1 protein-coding gene is annotated in these 1,139 nt (G+C 71.1%); it reads right to left on the bottom strand.

Annotation, left to right across the window (positions count from 1 at the left end; translation table 11 throughout):
• Positions 1-122: 122 nt before the first annotated feature.
• A complete protein-coding gene (locus ACFVYE_RS28655; RefSeq protein WP_383979814.1) occupies positions 123-1,097 on the bottom strand; it encodes an N-acetylglucosamine kinase in 975 nt (324 codons plus the stop codon).
• Positions 1,098-1,139: the final 42 nt, after the last annotated feature.

Here is a 1,139-nt window from a genome sequence, read left to right as displayed (position 1 = left end):
TGATCGAGTTTGTTTCTTATTTCTTTGCGGGGGGGTGTTGTTGTTGTTTTACCCCCGCGTCGACGGGGGGCTTCGGCCCCACCCCATGCCCCGCACCCGCCCCCTTGCGGCGGAAAACCGTCTCAGCTGTACTGTGCACGCAGCCTCTCGTGCACCCCGGCAGCCGCCCCCGTGTGATCCAGGCCGAGCAGCGCTGCCCCCAGGACCGGAGGCTCCGTCACCACCCGTACCACCGCCTTCGGGGCACGTACCGCGAGGAGTTCGGCGATCCTGTCGTCCAGCTGCGGGTGACGGGCCGCCAGCACCCCTCCGCCCAGCACCACCGGCGCCTCCTCGTCCAGCAGACCGAGCCGGGTCAGCGCGACCGACGCCATCGCGACGACCTCCTCCGCCAGCCGGTCCACCAGCGCACCCGCCACCGGGTCCCCGGCCGCCGCGGTCGCGAAGAGCACCGGAGTCAGCTCGTGCCTGCGCTCGAACTCGACCCGGCCCAGATGCAGCGCCTCGATCAGCGCGTACATCGAGTCGAGCCCGAAGTGTCCGGGCAGCGCACGGGCCAGCTCGGTCGGCTCACCGCGGCCGTCCTCCGCCCGCGAGGCGAACCACATCGCCTCCTCGGCCAGCCCCGAACCGCCGCCCCAGTCACCGGATATCCGGCCTATGGCGGGGAAGCGCGCGGTCCGCCCGTCCGGCACCATGCCGACACAGTTGATCCCCGCACCGCATACGACGGCCACACCCCGCGGCTCGTCCACCCCCGCGCGCAGAATCGCGAAGGTGTCGTTGCGCACCTCGACCGTGGATCCCCAGCCACGGGCGCGCAGCGCCGCCGCCAACTGCTCTTCCTCCACCGGAAGATCGGCGTTGGCGAGACAGGCCGACACATGTGCGACGGAGTCCACCGGTTCGCCGGACAGCTCCAGCGCCCGGCCGACGGCCGCACCGAGAACGTCCACGGCCGTCTCGATCCCCACGGCCGGCGGCTGGAAGCCACCGCCGCGGGCCGCCGACAGAACCGTGCCGTCCTCACCGATCAGTGCCACATCGGTCTTGCTGTTCCCCGCATCGATCGCGAGGACCGAAGCGTTCACGCCCACGCCAGGTGCTCCCGGTTGTGCGCGATCAGCTTGTCGGTGAGC

This window comes from Streptomyces sp. NPDC058239 (genome assembly GCF_042882185.1).
In the GTDB taxonomy this organism is placed as follows: domain Bacteria; phylum Actinomycetota; class Actinomycetes; order Streptomycetales; family Streptomycetaceae; genus Streptomyces.
Note: the sequence above shows the minus strand (reverse complement) of the source record. Positions and strands in the feature narration are given on the sequence as shown.